Source organism: Streptomyces sp. NPDC056580 (genome assembly GCF_042793175.1).
In the GTDB taxonomy this organism is placed as follows: Bacteria; Actinomycetota; Actinomycetes; order Streptomycetales; family Streptomycetaceae; genus Streptomyces.
Genome location: NZ_JBHTVE010000001.1, coordinates 552,372 through 574,659 on the forward strand (window position 1 = coordinate 552,372; position 22,288 = coordinate 574,659).

Below are 22,288 nucleotides of genomic sequence, written 5' to 3' on the forward strand. Positions count from 1 at the left end.
CTCGCGACCGGGTGCCACTCGTCTGGGGAGGGGATCGTGTTCTCGGGGATCGACGAGGTCGACTGGGCGTCGCTGCGACACGCGTGCGGCAGCGCGCGGGACGTGCCCGGGTGGCTGCGGGGCCTGGCGTCCGCGGACGCCGCCGAGCGGCAGACCGCGCTGGACGGCATGTTCGGCACGGTGCACCACGAGGGGAACGTGTACGACTCGACGCTGGCATGCGTTCCCTTCCTGTTCTCGCTCGCGGCCCGCGAGGCGGTGCCGGAGCGGGGCTGCATCGTGGAACTGCTGGTCAGCATCGGGGCGGAGAGCGGGGACGCACGCGCGCGTGACGCCGTACGGGCGGACGGCGAGGTGTTCGTGTCCCTGCTCGGGGATCCGGACCCGGGGGTGCGGCGGGCGGCGGCCGGCGCGGTCGTCCGGTTCGTCGACGACCCGGCGCGGGTACTCGGGCTGTTGCGGCGGCGGATCCCGGTCGAGCGGGACGGCCGGGTGCTGCTCGCCCTCACCGAGGCCGTCGGCGCGTTCGTGCGCCGGTACCCGGCACGGGCAGCGGCGGTGGACCTGCTGGCCGCGCACAGCGCCCCGCCGCACGACCCCGGGCTGCGTCTCGCCGCGCTCGGCCAGCTCGCGCTCGGCGCCCCGGGCCGGCTCCCCGCCGACCTGGTGCCGACGGCCGTCCGGCTGCTGCGGGAGCGGTCCGCCCGCCGCGCCCGTGTCCCGGACCGCTCGGCCAACGACACTCTGGTCGGGCGATTACGGCGGCTGCGCCCCTCGGACGAGGAGGGCGCCCGCCTGCTGCGCACGCTGCACACCGCGCTCGGCGACCGGACCGGTGAGCGGACGGCCCTGCTGGCCGGGCAGTTGGCCAGTGCGGACCCGGTGGACCGGGGCAACGCCGTGTGGATGGCGGGGGCGCTGTTCCGCGGCTGGCGGGCCCGCTTCGCCGGCCCGGTGGCCCTGGTCGGCGCTCAACTGGGCGCGGAGGAGGAGTGGTTGCGGGACGCGGCGGTCTCCGTCCTGTCCGAGCTGTTCGGCCTGGCCGCTCCCGCGGCGGACGACCTGCACGCGCTGGTGGCCTCCCGGCCCGACCTGTGGACCCACCGCTGGGAACGCGGCACGCCCACCGTGGGCGGCGCGCTCAAGGCCCTCGCCCGCAGCGGCGACCCACGGGCCGTCCCGGTCCTGGCCCAGATCCTGGCCGGCCCCGTCGTGCCCGGCGGCCTCGGGGACGAGATCGCGCACCTGGGCCCGGCCGCCGCTCCCCTCGCCCCCGCGCTGCGGCACCGGCTGGGGCGGATCCGGCTGGACTCGCCGGCCGCGGACACCCTGGCCGCGCCGCTGCTGACGGCACTGAGGTCCATCGGGGACACGGACGCGGTGCCGGAGGTCCTGCGGCTGCTGTCCGGCGCTCCGGACGGCCTCGGCGCGCGGGACAGGATCGCGGGACAGGCCGTCGGGACACTGGACGCGCTGGGGGCCGCCACCCGCGCGGCACCGGCCCTGCGCGCGCTGCTGCACACCCGGCACGCGGCCGCCGCGGCGGGCGCGCTGTGGTCGGCGGACGGTGACGCCCGGACCGTGCTGCCCGTGCTGGTAAGGGAGTTGAGGCAGGGCGAGCCGGGCGGCCGCCGCCTGGCCGCGCGGCAACTGGCCAGGATGGGCCCGGCGGCCCGCGCCGCCCTGCCGGAGCTCCGTCGGGCGGCGGCGTCCGGGCAGGCCGGGCTGCGCACCGCCGCCGCGTCCGCACTGTGGCACGTCGGGGGCGATCCCGACCCCGTACTGCCGGTGCTCCGGGCCGCCTGGTCGGAGAACCCCGGCAGCCGGGGACCAGTGGCACGGTGCCTGGCCGCGATGGGCCCGGCGGCCGAACCGCTGCGGGACCTGGTGGCCGCGGAACTGGCCGCCCCGAGACGGCACACGGCGCGCGTAGGCGGCCACGGTGGCCGGGCGATCCCGGAGGACGAGGCGCTGCTCAGCGCCTGCGAGGAGGTGCTGACCGGGCTCTCGTGAACCCTCCCGGCGCACGGGGACGGGGCGCCGGGGACGCCGCCGGCGGCCTCCGGCCGGTCAACGGGAGGCGGGGCGCCGAGGCCTCCGCCGGCGGCGTCCGGCCGGTGGGCGGGAGGCGGGGCGCCCGCCCGGAACACTCTCGGCGGCCGTCCCGGCGCGGGCGGGCGGGCACGGCCGGGCACGTGAGGTGGGCAGCCACGGCCGGGCACGGATGGGGTGAGCAGCCACGGCCGGGCACGAGCGAGGCGGGCAGGCGCGCCCGGCCGCGGGCGGGAGCGGCCGGGGGCGTCAGGCCGGGAGCCTCACCACGTCATCCGCCCCCACTGCGGTCCGAACCGGGCCCACTCCGCGTCCCAGTCGTCCATGCGGCGGCGTTCCAGCCGGCCGCGGAGGGCGAGTCCGCCGACGAAGGGGATCGCGGCGGCGCTCATCCCGACCAGGCCGCCCATGAGGACGGCGCGGAAGGCGGCCTCGGACGCGGTGGCCGGGCGGCTGACGAGATGGCCTCGCGGATCGGTCCACACGGTGACCGGGCTGCCCGCCCCGCTGCCCGGCGCGACCCGGGCCTGGCCGGCGTGCACGGAGCCGTCGGCGGCGGTCCAGCGCACCCGCGCCCAGACCCGCTCGCCGCCTGCCGCCTCGGAGTCGGACCTTCCGGGGGCCCGGGCCACGACGCGGGCCACGGCCGGTCGCCAGTCTGCGCGCTCCCTGGCCAGTCCGTGCTCCACCGACCGGGCCGCGGCGAGGCCGGCCGACACCCCCGCGAGGACGGTCAGCAGCCAGGCGGCCAGCACCACCCAGGCCTCCAGCACGTCGGCCCGGCGCCGCAGCGGATTGCGCCGCCAGCGCCACAGCCACACCTTGGGACCACGGAACGCCTTCAAAGGCATCCTCCTCACGAGCGCGCCGACAGGCCGGACCTGACTCCCATACGGGCGCGGCCGCCCCGTTGCTCACGGCGGACCGTCTCCCCGACGGTCGCACGAGAGCCCCCCGCCGCGCAGGCGCATGCCGCAACGCATCGGCGCCGAACCGCGTGACAGGCCGACCGCACCGCTGTGACCTGCGGCGACCTGGTTTCCAAGGGTGACTGTCAGTGGTGGGGTGCAGACTGGCCGATATCTGACGACTACCTGGACGACGACGTCCCGGAGGTGACCGGCATGACCGAGGTCCTGCTCGCCGTGGGCACCCGCAAGGGCTTGTTCATCGGGCGGAGGCGAGGTGGCGGCTGGGAGTTCGACGACACTCCCTACTTCAACGCGCAGGCGGTCTACTCGGTCGCCATCGACACCCGGGGCGACCGCCCCCGGCTGCTCGCGGGCGGGGACAGCGCGCACTGGGGCCCGTCGGTGTTCCACTCCGACGACCTCGGCCGCACCTGGACCGAACCGGCCCGGCCCGCGGTCAAGTTCCCCAAGGACACCGGCGCCTCGCTGGAGCGGGTCTGGCAGCTCCACCCGGCCGCCGCCGAGCCCGGCGTGGTGTACGCGGGGACGGAACCGGCCGCGCTCTACCGCTCGGTGGACCGCGGTGAGAGCTTCGAGCTGGTGCGCCCGCTGTGGGAGCACCCGACCCGTTCCCGGTGGGTGCCGGGCGGCGGCGGCGAGGGGCTGCACACGGTCCTCACCGACGCGCGCGACCCGCGGGCGGTGACCGTGGCCGTGTCCACCGCCGGGGTGTTCCGCACCCGGGACGGCGGGGCGAGCTGGGAGCCGTCCAACTCCGGGGTGTCGGCGGTGTTCCTGCCGGATCCCGACCCGGAGTTCGGCCAGTGCGTGCACAAGGTCGCGCGCGACGCGGCCGACCCGGACCGGCTGTACCTGCAGAACCACTGGGGCGTGTACCGCAGCGACGACGCGGGCGGGAAGTGGACCGACATCGGGGCGGGGCTGCCGTCGACGTTCGGCTTCGCGGTGGCCGCCCATCCGCACCGGGGCGGGACGGCGTACGTCTTCCCGATCAACGCCGACGCCGACCGGGTGCCGGCCGAGCGCCGCTGCCGGGTCTTCCGGACGGACGACGCGGGCGAGAACTGGGAGCCCCTGTCCGAAGGGCTGCCGTCCGGGGACCACTACGGCACCGTGCTGCGCGACGCGCTCTGCACGGACGACGCCGATCCGGCCGGGGTCTACTTCGGCAACCGCAACGGCGAGGTGTTCGCCTCGGCCGACGACGGCGACACCTGGCGGCAACTGGCCTCCCATCTGCCGGACGTGCTGTGCGTACGGGCCGCGGTGATCGGCTGACACGGCCCGCTCCGCGCGGGAGGTGAGGGCGGCGGCCCGCGGCCGCCGCCCTCAGGGGTCCGGCCCGGTCCGGCCCGGCCGCGGCTTGAACGCCAACCGGTGCCCGGCAGTAGGGTGACGCCCGTGGCACCACGACCCTTGCATGAAATCGTCGAACCGGGCTGGGCCGAGGCCCTGGAGCCCGTCGCCGGACGCGTCGCCGCGATGGGGGACTTCCTGCGCGCGGAGATCGCCGCCGGCCGCACCTATCTCCCCGCGGGACCGAACGTCCTGCGCGCCTTCCAGCAACCCTTCGACGACGTACGGGTCCTGATCGTCGGTCAGGACCCGTACCCGACCCCGGGACACGCCGTCGGGCTCTCGTTCTCGGTCGCGCCCGAGGTGCGTCCGCTGCCACCGAGCCTGATCAACATCTTCCGTGAGCTGAACAGCGACCTGGGGCTGCCCCAGCCGTCCACCGGCGACCTCACCCCCTGGACGCAGCAGGGCGTGCTGCTGCTCAACAGGGCGCTCACCACGGCGCCGCGCAGCCCGGCCGCCCATCGCGGCAAGGGCTGGGAGGAGGTCACCGAGCAGGCGATCCGGGCGCTGGCCGGGCGCGGCAAGCCGCTGGTGTCGATCCTGTGGGGCCGGGACGCCCGCAATCTGCGTCCGCTGCTGGGCCGGCTGCCGGCCGTGGAGTCGGCGCACCCCTCGCCCATGTCGGCCGACCGCGGCTTCTTCGGCTCGCGTCCGTTCAGCCGGGCCAACGAGCTGCTGATCCAGCAGGGCGGTCAGCCCGTGGACTGGCGTCTGCCGTGACCGGCGCCGGTTACCTGGCCGTGGACTCCGGGGGTTCCGGCCTCCGGGTCGCCGTCGGGGTACCGGGGCGGCCGCCGTCGGCCCGGGGCGAGTCGCGGGAACCGGTGCGCACCGGTGCGCGGGGCATCGACCCGGCGCACCTCATGGCGCAGCTCGTCCCGCTGGCCCGGGAGCTGAGCACACGGGCCGGGCTCGGCGGGCTGGGCACGGCCGTCGTCGGCGCCGCCGGGTTCGCCACCCTGGGCGACGCCCTCCGCGCCGAGCTGCCGGCTCTGCTCGCCCGTGAGCTGGGCGCGCGGTCCGTGGCGCTCGCGGCCGACGCCGTGACGGCCTACGCCGGCGCTCTGGGACCACGGCCGGGCGCGGTGGTGGCCGGGGGAACCGGACTGATCGCGATCGGCACCGACCTGCGCCGCTGGCACCGGGCCGACGGCTGGGGGCACCTGCTGGGCGACTGCGGCGGCGGTGCCTGGATCGGCCGGGCCGGCCTCGAGGCGGCGCTTCGCGCCCACGACGGCCGCGACGGCGGCTCCGCACCGCTGCGGGCCGCCGCGGAGGAGCAGTTCGGGCCGCTGCCCGGACTGCCCGGCCTGCTCTACCCGCGCTCCGACCGCCCGGCGCTGCTCGCCTCGTTCGCGCCACGGGTGGCCGCCTGCGCCGGGGACGACCCGGTGGCCGCCGGCATCCTGCGCGCGGCGGCCCGCGCCATGGCCGAGTCCGCCGCGGCCGTCTGCCCTGTCGCTGGTGCGCCCGAAGTGGCACTCACCGGGGGCCTGTTCAACATGGGCGACCCGCTGCTCGTGCCGGTGCGCGAGGAGCTGGCGCACCGGCTGCCGCGGGCCCGGCTGGTTCCCGCCGGAGGTGACCCGCTGCACGGGTGCGTGCGGATCGCGGACGAGCTGGCGGCCGGCCGGCTCACACTTCCGGATGAACCGACCATGCTTCATATCGTCACCGGATAAGGGGATTACCCCGCTTCTGAAGTCATCTGTCCGACACATGCCAAGAACACGCGTCAAACGGGCGCAACTCATCAGACAAAAGCGGACGGATACCGCTCACCTGCACCCTCCCCGAACAGGGGAGCCCAAAGAGCCAGTAACATGCGGCGCCATGAGCTCCCCCACTGGGCCCGCGTCCGGCCTGCCAGTACGAATGCCGCGACCCCGCCAGCCCGGAAGGCACCGCCGACCGGAACCGCTGGTGGCTCCCGAGGGCGCGCCCGCGCTCGTCCTCGCGGTGCCCGGCGCGCCCGGCGCCGCCTCACGCGGCCTCGCCGACGAGGTCGTGAGCATCGCCCGCTCCGAGCTGCCCGGCCTGGACGCCCGCATCGGCTACCTGGACGGGGACGACACCGACTACCCCACCCTCAGCTCCGTGCTGACCGGCGCCGCCGAGGAGCGGACCGCCCGCTACGAGCAGGCCCGTGCCGCCGGCGCCGAGGTCAAGGAGCCCGACGGCCCGGTCGCCGTCGTCGTCCCGCTGCTGGCCGGTCCGGACAGCGCGCTGCTGCGCCAGGTCCGCCAGGCCGTGATGGACAGCCGGGTCGCCGCCGAGCTGACCGACGTCCTCGGCCCGCACCCGCTGCTCGCCGAGGCGCTGCACGTGCGTCTGTCCGAGGCCGGCCTGGCCCGTGCCGACCGTGCGCGCCTGTTCACCGTGGCCACGGCCGCGGACGGCATCATCCTGGCCTCGGTGGGCGGCGAGGAGGCCGTGCAGGCGGCCGGTATCACCGGCATGCTGCTCGCCGCCCGTCTGGCGGTGCCGGTCATGGCCGCGGCGCTCGACGAGGAGGGTGCGATCACCTCGGTCGCCGAGCAGCTCAGGTCCTCCGGTTCGCAGCAGCTCGCGCTCGCGCCGTACCTGATCGGCCCGGAGATCGACTCGGCGCTGCTCGCCGCCGCCGCCGAGGAGGCCGGCTGCGCCACCGCCGAGGCGCTGGGCGCCTACCCGGCGATCGGCAAGCTCGCCCTGGCCAAGTACACGACCGCGCTGGGCATCGCCCCGCCGCAGCAGCAGGGCACGCCGGTCCGCTGACGCGTCGCACACCCTTAGGCCGAAGGGCCCGCTCCGCTGACCGGAGCGGGCCCTTGCGCGTGCCGCGGGGAAGCGCGGGTGTTCGTTCAGCCGAAGACGACGCAGGAGGCCGCAGCGACCTCGACGGAGCCGTCGTAGCGGGGCAGCCCGGTACCTTCCCGCACGTCGAACCAGGTCACGTCGCCGGAGCGCTCGTTGGCGCAGTAGAGGAAGCCGTCGTGCTCGGCCAGGGCGCGGGGCCAGTGCCCCCCGCACGGCACCGTGCCGGCCGGTCGCAGGCCGTCCCCCTGCACGGCGAACGCCGACAGGACGTCCTCGCCGCGGGTCGCGGTCCACACGAAACGGCCGTCGGGCGAGACCACGACGCCCGAGGGGTAGGCGTCGCCGGCCGGGGCGCCCGGCAGGACCGGGACCTCGGCCAGGGGCCTCAGGGAGCCGCCGTCCGCGTCCCAGCGGCACACGGTGACCGTCGGGGTGAGCTCGTTGACCACGTAGGCGCGCTCGCCGTCCGGATGGAAGGCAAGGTGGCGGGGGCCTGCGCCGGGGCGCAGCGCGATCTCCCGGTGCAGCGCGGGCACGCCCCCGTCGAGGGTGCAGACCCGCACCGAGTCCGTGCCGAGGTCGACGCTGACGATCCACCGGCCGCTGGGATCGGGCTGCACCTGGTGGGCGTGCGGGGCGCGCTGGCGCCGGTCGTGCGGGCCGGATCCGGTGTGCTGGAGCAGTCCGGAGGGTTCGGAGGCCAGGGTGCCGTCGGGGCGCACGGGTACCGCGGTGACGCTGCCGGATCCGTAGTTGGCGGTCAGCAGATGGCCGGCGTGCAGGGCGAGGTGGGTGGGGCCGGCGGCGCCGACCGGCACCGGCTGGCCTGCGGGTTCGGGCTTGTCCCCGCCGACGCGGTACGCGGCGACGGCGCCCTCGGCGGTCTCGCTGACCGTGTACAGCATGGCGCCGTCCGGTGAGAGGACCAGGTAGGCGGGGTCGGGCACGGCGCCGAGGCTCCCGGTGAGGGTCAGCGCGCCGGTGGCCGGGTGAACCGCCGCGGTGACCAGTCCGGGGCCGCCGGCGGCCGTGAACGACCCGATGAACGCCCTGTGCCGCCTGCCGACTGCTGTCACCGCTGTCCCCTCTCGGTCCGCGCGAGTGGTGCCGACGGTAGCAGTCGGTCAGCGTCGGTCTAGACCAACAGAGTGCGTTTCCCCTCAGGCGCCGACGAGCCGTGAGCCGGAGGGCGCCAGCAGCGGCTCGGCCAACTCGGCGAGCGCCCGCTCCAGGCCGTGCAGATGGGCCAGGGCGGGCTCGGCCGGGGCCTCGGCGGGCCGGTGGACCTGCTCGGAGCCGCCTTCGGTGAGCGCCTCGACGGCGGTCTCCGCCCGCCGGCAGGCGGCGGCCAGGCGTGCGTCGTGGGAGGCCACGGGGTCCGCCGCGACCGCGACCAGACCGCGGATCTCGCGCGCGCAGTCGTCGAGCAGGGCCAGCACCCGGCGGGCGCGCCGCTTGCGGCCCAGCATCGGGTTGAGCGGGTGCACGAGCGGGGCGACCGAGAGCCGCACCCGGCCGAGCAGCTGCTCCAGTTCGGCCACGTGGGGCGCCGGGTCGGCCGTCGGCGATCCGGCGAGCCGCGCGGCGGCCTCGGCGGTGCAGGCGTGCACACAGCGCAGGGCGCGCTGGATCCAGGCGTCGGTGGTGGCGTGCGTGGTCACGGGCAGCACGAAGAGCACGGCGAGCCCGGCACCGAGGGCGCCGACCCCGGTCTCGGCCAGGCGCAGGGCGAGCAGGCCGGGGGTGAGGACGCCGAGGAGGCCGTAGAGCGACGCGGCGAGCACCGTCACCCAGAGCATCATCCAGGTGTAGGAGACGGCGGCCGTGTAGAAGATGCCGAAGACGGCGACGGCGACGAGGACGGCGGTGGGCGCGGCAGCGCCGTGCAGCGGCACGGCCGCGAGGAAGCCGAGGCCGATGCCGATGACGGTGCCGAGCACCCGCCGGAAGCCGCGGACCAGCGTCTCGCCGCGCGAGGCGGTGTTCACGAAGACCCACCAGGTGGCGCCCACCGCCCAGTACCAGCGCTGCCCGGACATGAGCTGGCCGGCGACGAGCGCGAAGCCCGCGCCCGCGGTCGCCTGCACGGCCTGCCGCGTGGTCACCCGGGCCAGGCCGGCGCCCGCTGGAGGCGCAAGCGCCGCGGCCGGGGGCAGCCCGCGCTCGTAGCACCACAGGCCGAAGCGCACCGCGGCCGCGCTGAGCACGGACAGCAGGACGGCGGCGTACAGCGCGGGCAGCTGTCCGGGCGTGGTGTGCAGGAACTGGGCCATGAAGAAGGTCATGAAGGCGAAGACGCCGAGGCTGTGGCCGCGCGGACCCCAGCGGCGGGCGTACACGCCGGCGCCGACCACGGCGAGGAACACCAGGTCCCGCGCGACGGGGAAGTCGTGCAGCGCGGCCGCGGCGGCGAGCACGGGCAGGCCGGCCACGGGCAGCAGCGCGGTGGTGACCGCCTGCCCGCGCACGGTGGCGTCGGCGACGGTGAACAGGGCGAGCAGTGCGGCGAGACCGCCGGTGACCTGGCCGGCGAGGGGCTGCCCCACGAGCCCGCACACGGCGACCGCCAGCCCGATGCCGAGCACGGCCCGCGCGGCGAAACGCAGCCGCGTCCGCCCCGGGTCCGCGGCCACGAACACCCTCTTCAGCACTTACCCCTCCCCCTGGCACACCGGTACGACCGGAACGCCTCGAACGCCGGGCGGCGCACCGGCACAGAAAAGGCGCCGCGGGGATCCGCAGCGCCATCGACGTGTCCATGAGAGCATCACCGGGGTCCCTGGCTCAAGTGTCGGCCGGATCACTGGTCCAATGGCCCAGCGGGGAACCTGGCAGAAGAGGCCCCCGGAATGCCAACAGACCAGGTCGGACGGCACACGCGGTCCGCTCACGAGTGAGCCATTGGTACAGTCGTACCTCATGAGCGTGGACGCACTCGACACCCGCATCCTGCGGCTGCTGCTGGAGCAGCCGCGCACCAGCGTGCGCGAGTACGCCCGCATCCTCGGCGTCGCCCGGGGCACCCTCCAGGCCCGGCTGGACCGTATGGAGCGCGACGGTGTGATCACCGGGACGGGCCCCTCGCTGTCCCCCGCCGCGCTCGGCCACCCGGTGCTGGCCTTCGTGCACGTCGAGGTCACCCAGGGCCACCTGGACGACGTGGGCGACGCGCTGGCCGCCGTGCCGGAGATCGTCGAGGCCTTCTCGATCACGGGGGGCGGCGACCTGCTCGCCCGGGTGGTGGGGCGGGACAACGCCCATTTGGAGGACGTGATCCAGAAGCTGATCAGCCTGCCGGGCGTGGTGCGCACCCGCACGGAGGTGGCCCTTCGCGAGCGTGTGCCGTACCGGCTGCTCCCGTTGGTGGAGTCGGTCGGGCGGGCGGACCGCGGCTGACGCTTGGCATGCTGGACGCCATGAGCGAGCCCGGTACCCCTGCGGTCGTCTTCGATCTCGACGGAACGCTGGTGGACAGCGAGCCGAACTACTACGAGGCGGCCCGGCGGACCCTGGCCGAGCACGGCGTGCCGGACTTCACCTGGACGGAGCACGAGGGCTACGTCGGAATCAGCACCTGGGAGTCCGCCGTCCTCTGGCGGGAGCGCTACGGCCTGCGCGCCTCGGCGCGGGAGCTGTTCGACGCGACGAACCGGCGCTATCTGGAGCTGGCCCGCACGGGCACGCGCGCGTACCCGGAGATGCGCAAGTTCGTGGAGCTGCTGGCCGCCGAGGGCGTGCCCACGGCCGTGGCCTCCGGCTCCTCCCTGGAGGCGATCGAGGCGATCCTCGCCGGCACCGGCCTCGCCGCCCAGCTGCGCACCGTCGTCTCGGCCGACGAGGTGCCCCGCGGCAAGCCCGCCCCAGACGTCTTCCTCGAGGCCGCCCGCCGGCTCGGCGTGGCTCCGGCCGGCTGCGTCGTCGTCGAGGACGCGGCACCGGGCGCGGCGGCGGCGCACGCGGCCGGGATGCGCTGCATCGCCGTCCCGTACGTCGCCGCACAGGCCGACGCGCCGGAGTTCGCCACGGCCGCGCTGCTGGTGCGGGGCGGCCAGGCCGAGTTCACGGCCCAGTCGGCGTACGCGTGGCTCATGGAGACCGCCGGCCCGCGCTGAGGCGGTCAGGGCGTTTCCCGGGGCGCGCGGAGCGGCTCCCGGGGTGCGCCGGACCGGACGGCTGCTTAGCGTGACCCCATGACCACAGTCCAGGCAGGGCCCACCCCCGACGACCGGCGGTGGAAGGCGCTCGGGGTCTGTCTGACGGCGGGTTTCATCTCGCTGCTCGACACCTCGATCGTGAACGTGGCACTGCCCTCGATGGAGCACGGACTGGGCGCCTCGGAGGCCGCCCAGTCCTGGGTGGTCTCCGGGTACGCCCTGACCTTCGGGCTCGCGCTGGTCCCGGCGGGCCGGCTGGGCGACATGCGCGGCCGGCGCCAGGCCTTCCTGCTCGGGCTGGCCCTGTTCACGCTGGCCTCGGCTGCCTGCGGACTCGCCCCGGGGCCGTCCTGGCTGGTGGTGTTCCGGCTGATCCAGGGCGCGGCGGCGGGCCTGGTCGCGCCCCAGACCTCGGGGCTGATCCAGCAGATGTTCCAAGGCTCCGAACGGGCCAGGGCCTTCGGGCTGCTCGGCAGCGTCATCGGGGTCTCGACGGCGGTGGGGCCGCTGGCGGGCGGCGTGCTGATCGACGCCGTGGGCACCGAGGAGGGCTGGCGCTGGGTGTTCTTCGTGAACCTGCCGATCGGGGTGGCCGCCCTCGCCGCCGGCCTGCGGCTGCTCCCGCGCTATCCCGCGACCGCCGCCAAGCGGGAGACGTTCGACCTGTTCGGAGTGCTGCTCCTCGGCTGCGGGGTGCTCGCGCTGATGCTGCCGCTGGTGCAGGAGCAGCAGTGGACCGGGCGGCTGAAGTGGGCGCTGCTGCCCGTGGCGGCGCTGCTGCTGGGCGCGTTCTGGGCGTGGGAGAGACGGCAGGGACGGCGCGGGCGGGCTCCGCTGGTCGACCTGGAGCTGTTCGCGCTGCGGTCGTTCACGCTCGGCGCCCTGATCAGCCTCACCTACTTCGCGGGCTTCACCACGGTCTTCTTCGTCTACACGCTGTTCCTGCAGAACACCGTCGGCTACAGCGCGCTGGCGGCGGGCCTGACCGTGCTGCCGTTCGCGGCGGCCTCGGCGGTCGGCGCGGCCGCCGGGGGCCGGCTGGTGGTGCGCTTCGGCCGCAGACTGGTCGTCATCGGGCTGGGCGGGGTGGCGCTGGGGCTGCTCGGGGTGGTGGTGGCGGTGCAGCTGGTGCCGGGGCGGAACGTGGGCTGGGCGACGGCGCTGCCGCTGCTCGTCGGCGGGATCGGCTCCGGTCTGGCGGTCTCCCCCAACACGACCCTCACCCTCACCCGGGTCCCCGTGCACCTGGCCGGCGCGGCCGGCGGTGTCCTCCAGACGGGCCAGCGGGTCGGCTCGGCGGCCGGGATCGCGGTGGTGGGCGCGGTGTACTTCGCGCATCAGGCCGAGGGCGGGCCCGGCACCGCCATCCAGATGGGACTGCTCACCGCCGTCGGGATCATCATGATCGCGCTGACCCTGGCGGTCGCGGACATGCGCGAGCGCCAGGCGCACCCCGGCCCGGCGTGGGTCGCGGACGGCGTCCGGCGGGGCTCCGCGGAGGGCGGCGCGGAGGAACCGGTCCGGCCCGGGTCCTGAGGCGGGTCGCGGAGAAGACGGACCGGCCGGGGGCGACGGAGAACCGGACCGGCCAGGGAACGGGAGCGAGGCGCGCGGAAGTCGCCCCCCCCCCCGCTGGGTGATGGCGGGCTACGACTTGCGGCGCGGCTTGCCCCGCTTGGCCGGCTTGCCCCCGCCCCCGGAGCCGGTCCGGCCCCGCGCGGTGCGGCTCTCGGGCTTGGAGCCGGCCGACTTCCCGGCCGCCGGCTTCTGGCGGCCGCCCCCCTGCTGGGGCCGCCCGCGCCGCTGCTCCGCCTCCGCCTTCTCCGTCGGACGGCCCCGCGTGCTGTTGACCGTGCGGCCGCGGACGATGCCGATGAAGTCCTCCACCAGGTCGGTGGTGGCCTCCTCGGGCCAGGACAGGGCGACGCTCGACTGCGGCGCGTCAGTGACGGGACGGTAGGTGAGGTCCCTGCGGTGGTACAGCCGGGCCACGGACTGCGGGACGATCAGCAGGCCGACCCCGGCCGCCACCAGCTCGACGGCGTCGGGCGTCGTCGCGGGGCGCTCGAAGGCGGGCTCGCCGGGCGGGGCGGCCCAGTCGAAGACGTCGTCCAGGGGGTGGAACACGACCTCGTCGGCAAGGTCGGCCAGGGTCACCTCGTCGGCCGCCGCGAACAGGTGGTCCCTGGGCACGACGACCACCGTGGCCTCGGTGTACAGGGGGATCGCGCTGAAGAACGTGCGGTCGACCGGCAGCCGGACGAAGGCCGCGTCCGCCTCTCCCGCCCGCAGCAGCCCGGGCGCCTCCGGGGCGGGGACCTGGAGCAGGGTGAGGGGGACGCCGGGCAGGCGCTCCCGCCAGATCCGCACCCACTTGGCCGGCGTCACTCCGGGGACGTACGCGAGCCGGAACGACGGTGATTCCTCCGAGCCTGTCACCAGGCCAGGCTACCGGCCGTGGTCGGCCGCCCCGCACCCGGCCGATACCCTTGACCTCATGAGTTCGCAGCAGAGCACCCAGACGATGAAGCCCGCGACCGCGGCGAAGAAGCTGGGTGTGTACCTCCCCGCCACCCCCGCCGAGTTCCAGCAGGGTGTGGTCACGCGCGCCGAGCTGAACGAGCTGCAGGCCGACCCGCCCGAGTGGCTGCGCGCGCTGCGAGCGGACGGTCCGCACCCGCGTCCGGTGGTCGCCGCGAAGCTCGGCGTGTCCGTCTCGGGTCTCGCGCGCGCCGGCGTCACCGAGGCGCTGACCACCGAGCAGATCGAGGCGCTCAAGCAGGAGCGGCCCGAGTGGCTGGAGAAGGAGCGCGCCACCCAGGCCGAGGTCCGCAAGGAGGGGGCTCGGCTCAAGAGCCTCAAGAAGGAGAAGGACGCGCCGGACGCCTGAGCCGGCTGACGCCCCCGGCCCCGCGGGCGTTGTCAGTGGCCTCCCCTGCAGTTCGCGTCAGTTGATCACTGCGCGTGCGGGGAGGCATGTACGGGGTGGGTGGCCGCCGGCGACTACGAGCCGCCCGCGACGGCGGGCTCGTGCTGTCCTTCCCGGGGACACGGACGCCGACGTGCGGCTGCTGGGCCGTGCCGGGCTGGGGACGGCGGGCCAACTCCTGGACGAACTGCACGCGGCCGCGGCGCAGCGCTCACGCGACGTCTTCGGCCGGCTGCTTCCCGCGGACCCGGACCGGTTCGCCGGGCGTGGCTCGCTGCGGCCCGCTGCACCGACGAGGTCGACCGCGCGCTGTGCGCCGCGGGCTGGGGTGGTGCCTGAGGGGCGAGGCGCGGGGTGACGGGGCACGGGCCGGGTCAGCCCGTCCGGGGCCGATGGGAGCCGGGGGCGGGGGTGGAGCGAACGGCGCCGCGTCGCCCGCCTCAGCCGAGGAAGCTCAGCCGCACCTTGCGCTCGGGGTTGTCCTTGTTCGTGTCGACCAGGCAGACCGACTGCCAGGTACCCAGCTCCAGGTGGCCGCCGACGACCGGGAGGGTCGCGTACGGCGGCACGAGGGCGGGCAGGACGTGGTCGCGGCCGTGGCCGGGGCTGCCGTGCCGGTGCTGCCAGCGGTCGTCGGCGGGCAGCAGGGAGTGCAGGGTGGCGAGGAGGTCGTCGTCGCTGCCGGCGCCCGTCTCGATGATCGCGACGCCGGCCGTGGCGTGCGGGACGAAGATGTTGAGCAGGCCGTCGCGGCCGGCCGCCGCCTCCCGCAGGAACTCCTCGCATTCGCCGGTGAGATCGACGACCCGCTCCCGGGAACCGGTGGCGACGTTCAGCATTCGCGTGGTGAAGGCATCTGACATGCCCTCCATCCTGACCCATGTGCCGGGTTTCACACGCCAGGCGGCGAGGGTCAGGGAGGCGGCGGACGCGGGAAGATCGGCGAGCGCCGCGCTGTTGGCAGGGGCGTGAGCGAGACGCGCATGGTCGACGTGGTCGTCATAGGCGCTGGACAGGCGGGCCTGTCCAGCGCCTATCACCTGCGGCGCACCGGTTTCGAGCCGGACCGTGACTTCCTGGTCCTGGACCACTCCCCCGGGCCGGGCGGCGCCTGGCAGTTCCGCTGGCCGTCGCTGACCTACGGCAAGGTGCACGGGATGCACTCCCTGCCGGGCATGGAGCTGACGGACGCCGATCCGGCGCGGCCGTCCGCCGAGGTGGTCGGCGCCTACTTCGACCGCTACGAGCACGCCTTCGACCTGCGGGTACGCCGCCCCGTGGACGTGTCGGCCGTGCGCCCCGGAAGCGGGGGACCCGACGGACGCCTGCTCGTGGAGACCTCCGACGGCGACTGGGCCGCACGGGCGCTGATCAACGCGACCGGTACCTGGGACCGGCCGTTCTGGCCGCGCTATCCAGGTCAGGAGACCTTCCGGGGAAGGCAGTTGCACACCGCGCAGTACGCCGGACCCGAGGAGTTCAGCGGCCGCCGCGTCGTGGTGGTGGGCGGTGGCGCCTCGGGCACCCAGCACCTGCTGGAGCTGGCCCCGTACGCGGCCGCCACCACCTGGGTCACCCGGCGGCCCCCGGTCTTCCGTGAGGGCCCGTTCGACCAGGAGGCGGGCCGGGCGGCCGTGGCGCTGGTGGACGAGCGGGTACGCCAGGGCCTGGTGCCGAGGAGCGTCGTCTCCGTCACCGGTCTGCCCCTCAACGACGCCGTCCGGCGGGGTGTCGCCGAGGGGGTCCTGGACCGCCGGCCGATGTTCGACCGGATCGTCCCGGACGGAGTGGAGTGGGACGACGGACAGCGGGTTGAGGCCGACGTCATCCTGTGGGCCACCGGCTTCCGGGCGGCCCTCGACCACCTGGCACCGCTGCGACTGCGGGAGCCCGGCGGCGGTATCAGGGTCGAGGGAACCCGGGCGACGGCCGACCCTCGCGTCCATCTGGTCGGCTACGGTCCCTCGGCCAGCACGGTCGGCGCGAACCGGGCCGGGCGCGCGGCCGTCCGGGACATCCGGCGGCTGCTGGCCAGTGAGCCGCTGAGACCGGCCGCCGCGTGACGTTGCCCCGGTTCAGCGCGGCGGCTGGGTGAGAGCGGGCTGTTGTGGGCTGCCGCTGGGCTGCTGCGGCGCGGGGTTCTGCTGCGGCGCGGGGTTCTGCTGCGGCGCGGCGCTCTGCTGCAGCGCGCTGAACTCGGCCACGTTGCGTAGGTGTTCGGCGTAGTCGGCGGTGAAGCGGGTGTCCCCGGGCTTGACCGTGATGTAGTACAGCCAGTCACCGGACGGCGCGTTGGTCACGGCACGGATCGCCTCCGGGCCGGGGTTGCCGATCGGGGTGGGCGGCAGTCCCACGCGCTGGTAGGAGTTGTACGGGCTCGGCGAGTCGGCGTGCTGGCCGGCGTTGCCGCCGGTGCGGTTCAGCGCGTAGTTGAGCGTGGAGCCCACCTGCAGCGGCACGCCCTGCTGGAGCCGGTTGAGGATGACCCGCGCCACCTTCCCCATGTCGGCCTCGGCTGTCGATTCGGCCTGGACGATGCTGGCGACGATGACCGTCTGGTAGACGTTCATGGCGTTGCGCTGCGCTCCGGCGGTGACCGGTGTGACGTCCAACCTCTTGTTGGCCGTGTCGACCATGCTCCGCAGCAGGGACTCTGGGGTGGTGCCCTTCGCCACGGGGTAGACCGCCGGGTAGAGGTAGCCCTCCGGGTTGCCCTCGGCCTCCTTGGGCAGCTTCAGGTCTGCTTTGGCGAGTGACTTGAGGGTGCTGCCCGGCGGCAGCTCGAGTGCCTTGTCGACGGCCTCGTACACCTGGCTCGCGCGCGCGCCCTTCGAGACCACCAGCGTGCGGGGCCTGTCCTCCTGGGTGGGACCGCTCGTCAGGCTCAGCAGCGGCACCGCCACGGCGGTGCCGGCCAGGACGGCACCGGTCGCGACGAGGACGAGCTTGCCCCGGTGCGTCAGTCGCATCGTGTTCCGTGGCGGGATGTTCATCTGCATACGGGTATGTTAATACGCATATTGCCGGAAACCCGACATATCGTCAGCTTGTCGGGGGCGGTCGCCCGCGTCAGCCCGCCGGTTCCAGCCGGGCGTCCCGGCGCACCAGCGCCGCGTACCGTCCGTCCAGCTCCAGCAGCTCCTCGTGCGTGCCCCGTTCGGCGACCCGGCCGGCGTCCAGGACTACGATCTGGTCGGCGCCGCGGACGGTGGACAGGCGGTGCGCGATGGTGAGGGTGGTGCGGTCGGCCGACAGGGCGTCGATGGCCTGCTGCACGGCGGCTTCCGTGCGGGTGTCCAGGGCACTGGTCGCCTCGTCCAGGATGAGTACCGGCGGGTCGCGCAGGATCGTGCGGGCTATCGCCAGACGCTGCTTCTCGCCGCCGGAGAACCGGTGGCCGCGTTCGCCGACGACGGTCCCGTAGCCGTCGGGCAGCGCGGCTATGTGGTCGTGGATCTGGGCGGCCCGCGCCGCCGCGTACAGCTCCTCGTCGGTGGCGTCCGGCTTGGCGAAGCGGAGGTTGTCGGCGACCGAGGCGTGGAAGAGGTAGGTCTCCTGGGAGACGACGCCGACGGCGCGCGTGAGGGTGTCGAAGTCGAGGTCGCGCACGTCCACGCCGTCGAGGGTGACGCGGCCGCCGGTGACGTCGTAGAGCCGGGGCACCAGGCAGCCGAGGGTGGACTTGCCGGCGCCGGTGGGGCCGACGACGGCGAGGCTGCCGCCGGCGGGCACGGTGATGTCCAGGCCGTCGAGGACCGGGGCGCCCTTGCCGTCGTAGCGGAACTCGACGCCCTCGAAGCGCACCTCGCCCTTGACCTCGTCGAGGTGGACCGCCCGCTCGCGCTCGGTGATGTCGACGGGCAGGTCCAGGTACTCGAAGATGCGCTGGAAGAGCGCCAGGGACGTCTGCACCTGCACTCCGGTGGCCAGCAGGCTCACCGCCGGGCGGAACAGGCCCTGCTGGAGCGAGACGAAGGCGACGATGGTGCCGAGCGACACCTGCGGGCCGCCGAACTGCAGGGCGAGTCCCGCGGTCCAGTAGATGACGGCCGGCATGGCGGCCATGACGATCGTGATCACGGCCATCCGCCATCGCCCGGCCATGTTGGACCTGACCTCGAGGTCGACCAGTTGCTCGGACTCCGCGGCGAAGGACGCGGTGAGTGAGTCGGAACGCCCCATGGTGCGGCCGAGCAGGATGCCGCTGACGGAGAGCGACTCGGTGACCGTGGCGGCCATCGCGGCCATCTGCTTCTGGCGCTGCGTGGTGATCTTCTTGCGCTCGTTGCCCACGCGGCGGCTGATCCACACGAACACCGGCAGCAGGAGGAGGGAGACGACGGTGAGCCGCCAGTCGAGGGCCACCATGGCGACGATCGTGGCGACGACGCTGGTGGCGTTGGAGACCAGGGATGTGGCGGTGGAGGTGACGGTGGCCTGCATGCCGCCGATGTCGTTGGCGATGCGGGATTGCACCTCGCCGGTGCGGGTGCGGGTGAAGAAGGCGAGCGACATGCGCTGCAGGCGGCCGTAGACGGCGGTGCGCAGGTCGTGCATGACGCGCTGGCCGACGGTGGTGGAGATCAGGGTCTGCAGGACGCCGAAGACGCTGGAGAGGACCGCGCTCAGGATCATGCCGAGCGCGAGCAGGCTCAGCAGGCCGGTGCGGCGCTCGGGGAGCGCGACGTCGAGGATCTCCTTGAGCAGGAACGGTGTGGCCACGGAGACCAGCGACGAGGCGCCGACCAGCAGGCCGACGACCGCGAGGCGCCCGCGGTAGGGACGGAAGAGCTTCAGGATGCGGCGCACCTGCCGGGGCTGCTCCCCGGCGTCGGCGGGCGGGGTCCATGAGGGTTCTCGTTCGGGATGCATGGGCTCCTACGGAGGTGGCGGGCGGCGGCCGGGACCGGTCGCCGGCGACTGACGGATCGTAGCTCATTGTTACCTATACTCACAATGAACGGCATCCTGATATTGTTCCCGCATGACCTCCCCCGATCCCGACGGCGTGCTCGCCGAGCAGTTGCTGCGGCTCACCCGCCGGGTGCACCGCATCCAGAAACGCCATCTGGAGCGACGGGAACTGGGCGTCACGCCGGCCCAGTCCCGGCTGCTGCGCACCCTCGCGCACTACGGCTCGCCCCCGCGCATGGCCGACCTGGCCGAGCGCCTCGAAGTGGTGCCGCGCGCGGTGACGACGCTGGTCGACGGGCTCGAGGCGAGCGGCAAGGTGCGCCGGGTGCCGGACCCGTCGAACCGGCGGGTGACCCGTATCGAGCTGACGGACGAGGGCCGGGAGACCCTGCGCGAAGTGCGCGGAGCGCGCCGGTCCGCCGCCGAGGAGATACTCGCCCCGCTGACGGAGAAGGAGCGCGCGGTGCTCGGCGTGCTCCTGGACACCCTGGTCGACTCGGACGCCGCCAGACCCTGCTGAACGCGCGCGGCCGCCCCCGCCCCGCCGGCCTCGGGAGCGGGGACGGCCGAGGGTCTCAGCAGCGGCTGCGGTCCTCGGTCAGCGTGCCCTGCTCCGTGGTCAGCGACCGGTCGTAGCACCCCGCCGAGCCGTACAGGCGGTAGCGCTCGCTGGACGTGCCGATCGCGTGCCGCTGATCGCGCGGTACGCCGACCGTGTAGGCGGCGTCGCCGCTGTAGGTGTCGTCGAGCCGCGACCACCCGGTGCGCCGGCCGCCCTCGCGGCGCACGACCGTGGCCCGGTCGCCCAGGGTGAGCACGGTGCGCAGCCGGTCGTCCGTACCGACGGTGGTGGCGCCGTTCATCGTGTACGTCCGGTGGGCGTGCGTCGTCCGGGCGGGACCGGCTCCCTCGGCCGCGACGGTCTCGTCGTCGGTCCAGGACGCGTCGAGTCCGTCCGTGTTCTCGCCGTCGGTCCAGCGGTGCGCGGAGGTGTTGGCGAGGGTGCGGGTGACGGTGGTGGTCACCCGGCCGTGCGAGGTGTTCAGGTACCCGGAGACGGTGAGCTGGTGCCCGGCCTCGGTGTCGACGCGGTTCTCCGCGCCGGGCGTGTAGACCGAGGAGTCGGCGACGTCGGTCGCCGCGGTGCGGGTGAGCGCCCCGGTGACGTGGGCGCGGTGCGCGTCCTGCCAGACCAGCACGTTCACCGGGGCGCTCCACCCGGACTGGCCGGCGGGCACGCCCAGGACGGAGACCTCGACGCGGTGTGGCCGGCCGTCGTTGAGGATCCCGGCGAACGGCGTCAGGTCGTACTCGACGGGCCGGACGTCGAAGGCGCGCGGCGCCGGCACGACGTACCAGAGGAACGGGTTGGACCAGCCGCCCGTCCACACGTGGGGGTACGGCGCGGCGATGCCGGCGAGCCGCCCGTCGACCTTGATCTGCACCTCGCGGTACGGGCCGTGGCCGGCCCTGCAGGAGTACGCGGCGGGGTCGGCCACGGTCAGGTACCAGAACTCCTCGCAGCCGCCGCCGGATCCGGTCGCGTACACCTCGGCGACAACGCGTTCGCTGTTGCGCGGAGTGGTGAGGGTGGCGCCGTCGGGTGTGCCGGCGAGGGTGAGGACACGGTCGGGCGCCGGCGCGTCGGGGCGGCCCCGGTAGAAGGTGAGCGTCACCTTGACGTCGATGACGCCGGTGTAGGTGTCGTCCACGACGTTTCCGATGAGCATCTCCACGTCCCGCGGGCCGCGGAAGACGTCGCTGTACCGGGTGACGTCCTTCTCCACGTGCCATTCGATGCCGTCGGGCGACGGCTCCGGCGTCGAGGTGCGCAGGATCTCGGCCCCGCCGACGTGCAGGTAGCCGAGACGGTCGAACTGACGGCCCTTCACCTTGCCGTCGAGACGCAGGACGACCTTGCTCCAGCGGTCGCCGCAGCCCCGCGGCGGCGTGTACGCGCCCCGGTAGGGGGTGAAGTCACGGAACTGGGTCTCGGCCAGGGTGACCTGGCAGGACTTGGTGTGCGGCCGGGTGACGGGCGGGGCCGCGGTCACGGGGTCGTGCCAGTCGGTGCCGAACTCGGCGGGTGCGTCCAGGGCTTGCGTCGCCGTCTCGGCGGCCATCGCCCCGGTGCCGAGGAGCGTGCTCGCCAGGAGGGTCGCTCCGGCAAGCATGGACATGACTATCCGTCTTCTCATGGGCCCGGTTCTACGGGGACCGGGGCCCGCCCGCAATGAGGCGTGACGCGATCCGGGTCACGCCGCCAGGTGCGCCCGGTCCCCCATCACCACGACGGGGTGCCGGTCCGGGTCCAACGCGCGCAGCAGGAACTCCATGGCCTGCCGGGAGATGCTGACGCAGCCCGATGTGCCGCTGCCGTGGTCCATGTGCAGCCAGATGGACCCGCCCCTGTCCTCCCCCTCGGGCCGCCTCGGGTCGTTCGGCGGGGTGCCCCGCACGCGGTTGTAGTCGACGGCGATGACGTAGTCGAAGTCGTGCCAGTACGGCCTGGCCCACCAGCGGGGGGCGGCGAAGGACCGGTCGCGCGTGTACGGCAGTCGGGTGCCCGGGTCGCCGAGTACGCCGCCCGCGTCGGTGAGGGTGTAGACACCGACGGGACTGCGCCGGTCACCGGAGCGGTGGTGCGTGGTCCACCCCTTCCTGCCGTTGTGCGCCCGCCATCCACGTACGCGCCGCCACGCCTCGCCTCGCCGGACGTAGAGAACGACCGTGGAGCCGGCCGAGTCGGCGCCGTCGCCGTAGACGGCCACCACCTGTCCGGAGCCGGCCGGGACACGCCGCCACAGCCCGGGGCCGATCCCGGGAACGCGGTGCGGATCGCCTCCGGCCGCGCCGGACCGCCCGGCCCGGCCGTCCGGTTCCGGGGCGCCGCCACCCGGGGATCCGCACGCCAGGGCCGCGAGCAGGATCCCGGCCGCCGTCACCACCAACGCCGCGCACCGCGCACTGTCGCTCCGCACGCGGCCCATGCTGGCATCGGCCACCGGCCCGCCGGGCGCTCCCACGCACATTCACCCTGCCGGGTCACGGCCTTCGCCCGCCACCGGCCTCAGGCCCCCGCCGGAACACGGCGAATCGCGCCGGCTCCCGGGAAAATCCGGTTGAAATTCCCCGCTTCGCGACGCGAC

The 22,288-nt window shown here is 74.8% G+C and carries 20 protein-coding genes; 11 read left to right on the forward strand and 9 right to left on the reverse strand.

The features are described 5' to 3' along the window. The first annotated feature begins 36 nt into the window (after nt 1-36). Nucleotides 37-2,013: a HEAT repeat domain-containing protein gene (locus tag ACFQ9Z_RS02590; protein ID WP_383009847.1), complete on the forward strand. Its 1,977-nt coding sequence runs from the start codon at nt 37-39 to the stop codon at nt 2,011-2,013. A 302-nt stretch (nt 2,014-2,315) separates the two neighbouring features. Here the strand turns inward: ACFQ9Z_RS02590 and ACFQ9Z_RS02595 are convergent, their stop codons facing one another. Continuing rightward, nucleotides 2,316-2,903, reverse strand: a complete 588-nt coding sequence (locus ACFQ9Z_RS02595) for a hypothetical protein (protein ID WP_383009849.1) — start codon at nt 2,901-2,903, stop codon at nt 2,316-2,318. A 273-nt stretch (nt 2,904-3,176) separates the two neighbouring features. Between ACFQ9Z_RS02595 and ACFQ9Z_RS02600 the strand changes: the two genes are divergently transcribed. The 4 genes from ACFQ9Z_RS02600 (at nt 3,177) to ACFQ9Z_RS02615 (ending at nt 7,100) form a co-directional block, all read left to right on the forward strand. Continuing rightward, a complete protein-coding gene (locus ACFQ9Z_RS02600; RefSeq protein WP_383009851.1) occupies nt 3,177-4,262 on the forward strand; it encodes a WD40/YVTN/BNR-like repeat-containing protein in 1,086 nt (361 codons plus the stop codon). A 123-nt stretch (nt 4,263-4,385) separates the two neighbouring features. Next, nucleotides 4,386-5,063, forward strand: coding sequence for a uracil-DNA glycosylase (locus ACFQ9Z_RS02605; protein WP_143628947.1), 678 nt, complete (start codon nt 4,386-4,388; stop codon nt 5,061-5,063). Next, nucleotides 5,060-6,025 carry an N-acetylglucosamine kinase gene (locus tag ACFQ9Z_RS02610; RefSeq protein ID WP_383009853.1) on the forward strand — a complete coding sequence of 322 codons (966 nt, stop codon included), beginning with the start codon at nt 5,060-5,062 and terminating at the stop codon, nt 6,023-6,025. The genes ACFQ9Z_RS02605 and ACFQ9Z_RS02610 overlap by 4 nt, the downstream gene beginning before the upstream one ends. A gap of 151 nt (nt 6,026-6,176) precedes the next feature. Continuing rightward, entirely contained in the window at nt 6,177-7,100 is a 924-nt protein-coding gene (locus ACFQ9Z_RS02615) for a sirohydrochlorin chelatase (protein ID WP_383009855.1), read from the forward strand. An 86-nt stretch (nt 7,101-7,186) separates the two neighbouring features. Here ACFQ9Z_RS02615 and ACFQ9Z_RS02620 read toward each other — a convergent pair whose 3' ends face one another. Both ACFQ9Z_RS02620 and ACFQ9Z_RS02625 read right to left on the reverse strand, forming a co-directional pair. Next, the gene (locus ACFQ9Z_RS02620; protein ID WP_383009857.1) at nt 7,187-8,218 is read right to left on the reverse strand and encodes a lactonase family protein; all 1,032 of its coding nucleotides are present in this window, start codon (nt 8,216-8,218) and stop codon (nt 7,187-7,189) included. Nucleotides 8,219-8,302: 84 nt separating this feature from the next. After that, nucleotides 8,303-9,793: an FUSC family protein gene (locus ACFQ9Z_RS02625; protein WP_383009859.1), complete on the reverse strand. Its 1,491-nt coding sequence runs from the start codon at nt 9,791-9,793 to the stop codon at nt 8,303-8,305. A 268-nt stretch (nt 9,794-10,061) separates the two neighbouring features. Here ACFQ9Z_RS02625 and ACFQ9Z_RS02630 point away from each other — a divergent pair, with 268 nt between their 5' ends. The 3 genes from ACFQ9Z_RS02630 (at nt 10,062) to ACFQ9Z_RS02640 (ending at nt 12,832) form a co-directional block, all read left to right on the forward strand. Further along, the gene (locus ACFQ9Z_RS02630) at nt 10,062-10,538 is read left to right on the forward strand and encodes an Lrp/AsnC family transcriptional regulator (RefSeq protein ID WP_143628957.1); all 477 of its coding nucleotides are present in this window, start codon (nt 10,062-10,064) and stop codon (nt 10,536-10,538) included. A 20-nt stretch (nt 10,539-10,558) separates the two neighbouring features. Next, nucleotides 10,559-11,254 (forward strand): HAD family hydrolase, encoded by a 696-nt coding sequence (locus ACFQ9Z_RS02635; protein ID WP_383009862.1) that lies wholly within the window; start codon nt 10,559-10,561, stop codon nt 11,252-11,254. Between the two features lie 78 nt (nt 11,255-11,332). Next, nucleotides 11,333-12,832 (forward strand): MFS transporter, encoded by a 1,500-nt coding sequence (locus ACFQ9Z_RS02640; RefSeq protein WP_383009864.1) that lies wholly within the window; start codon nt 11,333-11,335, stop codon nt 12,830-12,832. Between the two features lie 111 nt (nt 12,833-12,943). On the opposite strand, the gene ACFQ9Z_RS02645 is transcribed toward ACFQ9Z_RS02640, so the two are convergent. Then, nucleotides 12,944-13,735, reverse strand: a complete 792-nt coding sequence (locus ACFQ9Z_RS02645; protein ID WP_383009866.1) for a LysR family substrate-binding domain-containing protein — start codon at nt 13,733-13,735, stop codon at nt 12,944-12,946. Nucleotides 13,736-13,793: 58 nt separating this feature from the next. On the opposite strand from ACFQ9Z_RS02645, the gene ACFQ9Z_RS02650 reads away from it, so the two are divergent. Then, nucleotides 13,794-14,186 carry a DUF5997 family protein gene (locus tag ACFQ9Z_RS02650; protein WP_383009868.1) on the forward strand — a complete coding sequence of 131 codons (393 nt, stop codon included), beginning with the start codon at nt 13,794-13,796 and terminating at the stop codon, nt 14,184-14,186. A gap of 479 nt (nt 14,187-14,665) precedes the next feature. Here the strand turns inward: ACFQ9Z_RS02650 and ACFQ9Z_RS02655 are convergent, their stop codons facing one another. Next, the gene (locus ACFQ9Z_RS02655; protein WP_383009870.1) at nt 14,666-15,088 is read right to left on the reverse strand and encodes a secondary thiamine-phosphate synthase enzyme YjbQ; all 423 of its coding nucleotides are present in this window, start codon (nt 15,086-15,088) and stop codon (nt 14,666-14,668) included. Between the two features lie 120 nt (nt 15,089-15,208). On the opposite strand from ACFQ9Z_RS02655, the gene ACFQ9Z_RS02660 reads away from it, so the two are divergent. Next, on the forward strand, nt 15,209-16,288 hold the full coding sequence (locus ACFQ9Z_RS02660) for an NAD(P)-binding domain-containing protein (protein ID WP_383010306.1): 1,080 nt from the start codon (nt 15,209-15,211) through the stop codon (nt 16,286-16,288). Nucleotides 16,289-16,300: 12 nt separating this feature from the next. Here ACFQ9Z_RS02660 and mltG read toward each other — a convergent pair whose 3' ends face one another. Together mltG and ACFQ9Z_RS02670 are read right to left on the reverse strand one after the other, a co-directional pair. Then, the gene (gene mltG, locus ACFQ9Z_RS02665; RefSeq protein ID WP_383009872.1) at nt 16,301-17,224 is read right to left on the reverse strand and encodes an endolytic transglycosylase MltG; all 924 of its coding nucleotides are present in this window, start codon (nt 17,222-17,224) and stop codon (nt 16,301-16,303) included. A 70-nt stretch (nt 17,225-17,294) separates the two neighbouring features. After that, on the reverse strand, nt 17,295-19,097 hold the full coding sequence (locus tag ACFQ9Z_RS02670) for an ABC transporter ATP-binding protein (RefSeq protein WP_383009874.1): 1,803 nt from the start codon (nt 19,095-19,097) through the stop codon (nt 17,295-17,297). A 112-nt stretch (nt 19,098-19,209) separates the two neighbouring features. On the opposite strand from ACFQ9Z_RS02670, the gene ACFQ9Z_RS02675 reads away from it, so the two are divergent. Then, a complete protein-coding gene (locus ACFQ9Z_RS02675) occupies nt 19,210-19,659 on the forward strand; it encodes a MarR family winged helix-turn-helix transcriptional regulator (protein WP_383009876.1) in 450 nt (149 codons plus the stop codon). A gap of 55 nt (nt 19,660-19,714) precedes the next feature. Here the strand turns inward: ACFQ9Z_RS02675 and ACFQ9Z_RS02680 are convergent, their stop codons facing one another. Together ACFQ9Z_RS02680 and ACFQ9Z_RS02685 are read right to left on the reverse strand one after the other, a co-directional pair. Then, nucleotides 19,715-21,337 (reverse strand): peptide-N4-asparagine amidase, encoded by a 1,623-nt coding sequence (locus ACFQ9Z_RS02680; protein ID WP_383009878.1) that lies wholly within the window; start codon nt 21,335-21,337, stop codon nt 19,715-19,717. Nucleotides 21,338-21,394: 57 nt separating this feature from the next. After that, nucleotides 21,395-22,120: a L,D-transpeptidase family protein gene (locus ACFQ9Z_RS02685; RefSeq protein WP_383009880.1), complete on the reverse strand. Its 726-nt coding sequence runs from the start codon at nt 22,118-22,120 to the stop codon at nt 21,395-21,397. Between the last annotated feature and the right edge of the window lie 168 nt (nt 22,121-22,288).

Bases quoted from the DNA above. Each gene is read 5' to 3' on its own strand.
- ACFQ9Z_RS02680 (WP_383009878.1), bottom strand. From the start codon at position 21,337: ATGAGAAGACGGATAGTCATGTCCATGCTTGCCGGAGCGACCCTCCTG.
- ACFQ9Z_RS02655 (WP_383009870.1), bottom strand. From the start codon at position 15,088: ATGTCAGATGCCTTCACCACGCGAATGCTGAACGTCGCCACCGGTTCC.
- ACFQ9Z_RS02600 (WP_383009851.1), top strand. From the start codon at position 3,177: ATGACCGAGGTCCTGCTCGCCGTGGGCACCCGCAAGGGCTTGTTCATC.
- ACFQ9Z_RS02670 (WP_383009874.1), bottom strand. From the start codon at position 19,097: ATGCATCCCGAACGAGAACCCTCATGGACCCCGCCCGCCGACGCCGGG.
- ACFQ9Z_RS02615 (WP_383009855.1), top strand. From the start codon at position 6,177: ATGAGCTCCCCCACTGGGCCCGCGTCCGGCCTGCCAGTACGAATGCCG.
- ACFQ9Z_RS02630 (WP_143628957.1), top strand. From the start codon at position 10,062: ATGAGCGTGGACGCACTCGACACCCGCATCCTGCGGCTGCTGCTGGAG.
- ACFQ9Z_RS02640 (WP_383009864.1), top strand. From the start codon at position 11,333: ATGACCACAGTCCAGGCAGGGCCCACCCCCGACGACCGGCGGTGGAAG.
- mltG (WP_383009872.1), bottom strand. From the start codon at position 17,224: ATGCAGATGAACATCCCGCCACGGAACACGATGCGACTGACGCACCGG.
- ACFQ9Z_RS02660 (WP_383010306.1), top strand. From the start codon at position 15,209: ATGGTCGACGTGGTCGTCATAGGCGCTGGACAGGCGGGCCTGTCCAGC.
- ACFQ9Z_RS02635 (WP_383009862.1), top strand. From the start codon at position 10,559: ATGAGCGAGCCCGGTACCCCTGCGGTCGTCTTCGATCTCGACGGAACG.
- ACFQ9Z_RS02650 (WP_383009868.1), top strand. From the start codon at position 13,794: ATGAGTTCGCAGCAGAGCACCCAGACGATGAAGCCCGCGACCGCGGCG.
- ACFQ9Z_RS02595 (WP_383009849.1), bottom strand. From the start codon at position 2,903: ATGCCTTTGAAGGCGTTCCGTGGTCCCAAGGTGTGGCTGTGGCGCTGG.
- ACFQ9Z_RS02675 (WP_383009876.1), top strand. From the start codon at position 19,210: ATGACCTCCCCCGATCCCGACGGCGTGCTCGCCGAGCAGTTGCTGCGG.